The sequence below is a fragment of the Alteromonas sp. 14N.309.X.WAT.G.H12 genome, from assembly GCF_036697315.1.
Lineage (GTDB): Bacteria > Pseudomonadota > Gammaproteobacteria > Enterobacterales > Alteromonadaceae > Alteromonas.
In genome coordinates this window covers 1309-3582 of the sequence record NZ_JBAHZB010000184.1, presented here as the reverse complement: position 1 = coordinate 3582, position 2274 = coordinate 1309, and the positions used below count along the sequence as shown (strand labels likewise).

Annotated in this window: 1 protein-coding gene and 1 pseudogene; one reads left to right on the top strand and one right to left on the bottom strand. The window is 42.7% G+C overall.

Features of this window, described 5'->3' with window-relative positions:
- A partial coding sequence (locus V5298_RS20100; protein ID WP_332933199.1) for a TonB-dependent receptor plug domain-containing protein occupies positions 1-1398 on the bottom strand: 1398 nt, incomplete at its 3' end.
- Between the two features lie 563 nt (positions 1399-1961).
- On the opposite strand from V5298_RS20100, the pseudogene V5298_RS20095 reads away from it, so the two are divergent.
- Positions 1962-2274 (top strand): annotated as a pseudogene (locus V5298_RS20095) (hypothetical protein); the annotation flags it as partial.

Below are 2274 nucleotides of genomic sequence, written 5' to 3'. Positions count from 1 at the left end.
GTCTTCACCTGTACGGGTGGATAGTTCTACTCGGTCTAACGCAGACGAGTCCATGGTGAGGTCTCGACGGTCGAAATATTCGTAAGAATAATCTTCACCGTGTTCGAAGTCTGTGTAACGAATGGATGGCGAGATCTGCACCGCCATTTCCATGGAGTTGGTGTAGAACATATTTGAGAATATGAGCTTGTTCTCTGCGGTCCATGAGTCGTGCAACTGAGAGAAGCCATAGGCATTTTCATTCAGGTTGTCGTAACCGTCATAGAACATTTGGTTTTTAATTTCCCAACCATTATCGGCGTAGTAGATCGTATCAAAATATAATGTGGTTGCTTCGTTAGCCAATTGATCATCTTCTGCCACCAACACAGAACTACGACTTAATTTGGCTGTACCGTAATTTTCTAAGGCATAGGCACTGGATAAATCGGAGGCTTCAAGTGTATCGGGATCTGACACATAATATCCGCCTCCAAGTCCTACAGCATTGAATTCATCCTTGGATATTTCGCCGCTACCATCGGTATCAAGGGATTGTGCTGTACCCGTAGTGTAGGTACCGGTATCAATAAGATCTTGGGTTAAACGGTTCCAGCCCGCAACCTGATTACCATCATAATCTTGATACATACCGCCAAACTCAAAACGTAGGTTTTCGTTGACGTCTACGTTGAAGGACGTTTGCAGGATAGTTTGGTTTGTTGATGTGTTGTCGTAAAAGCTACCGGAATCTTCGATTTCAGCGTAGCCGTAAAATCCCGCTTCTTTACCCGCAATTGTGGCAGGGCCGCCCACTTCGGCGCTTAGAATGTTTTTATCCCAGCTGCCGCGGGTGTATGACAATTCCCCCGTATCCTGCGTCATGTATTGACCTTGGGTTGAACGTGCAGACTTAGGTTCGAAGTTTAAGTATCCCCCCACTTTTGCCGGCCCATAAATGGGTGAAGCGGGGCCACGGACCACATCAATTCGGCTGGATGCACCGATTGGGGTTGGGTAGTTACCTGGGTTATCAAGGCGCTTAACACCACGAAAGTATGATTCACCGGGTGTTCCACGTACGTCCAAAGAGCCTGCAACACCAAAAAAGGATTGCGTGAAGGTACCCGGTGCGAATGCGACAAGATCATCAATATCGCTGATATCGAATCGTTCCATTTGCTCGTATGAAATCGTTGATGCAGAACGAGGCGTTTCAAGAATGGATTTGCCGAAACCGAAAATAGCTTGTACATCTTGGCCGGGCAAACTGCCAAGGGAGCCTTGAACTTCGATCCTTTCTATATCTTCGAGATCGTCGTCTGTATCTGCAGCGAAAGTTTGAGATGAAGCAGAAAGCAATAACCCGTAAGAAATCCCTTTCGCGAGATTTCCTAATGAAAATGAGGGAGTTTTCATAATGATCCTTTAAAGATGAGTTTTAATCGTGTTTTGTAAAACAAGTTTTTACAGGCGGGGGAAAAGCAAAGAAAATGCCAAATCCTGACCGCATGGACAGTTTTTATTGTATTCATTTTACTACTAACGGAAGAATGAGGCCTAGCGGGTTGAGTGTAAAAAAGGCTTTACAAAATAATGACTTAACTTTACTATTTCATCTCTTATGATATTGTAAATATGCAATATCTTAGTGCATTGAAGCACCGTTTTGAGTTTGCCCATTTGTTTGTTCCCCCGCGAAAGGGAAGTGGTATTTGTTCTGATAAAAAGAACGGGATCCTGATGGAATGATTGGCTAAATGGCCTCGCTTGCCAACTTCGTATCCAAAGATAGAGCAATGGAATTCTTACTTTTGACATTGGATATCCGCATAAAAATTCACTATGAACATTTTTTAATAAAGCGATCGCAAATTTAAATGTGAAGAACACATATCCATAAGCTGGATGATATGGGGATTAAGATTTTTATCAAATCCGTGTCGGAAAGCCTTTAATGGGTTTGGTGAGAAAATAACAAAATGAAAATTAAGTTCAAAAATGCAGTAATGATTTGGTCTATTTTGGCCATTGCGCTGGTTGGCAAGGATCTTTTTGGTCAACACACTAACCATGTCGTTCACACTTCATCCAAGGGGGCAGAAAAAGCCGAATACCCCTTTATCCTTGATGTTCAGCCAACAAGGGCCAAGGTAATGATCATGAATATCGCACCTAAATATAAAAAAGGCATGCTTCTTCCCCAAGGTAAGTACGATATCAAAGTTTCACTACCGGGTTATAAATCTAAACGAGTATGGATTAATCACACCAATGATTCACCACACGTTATTC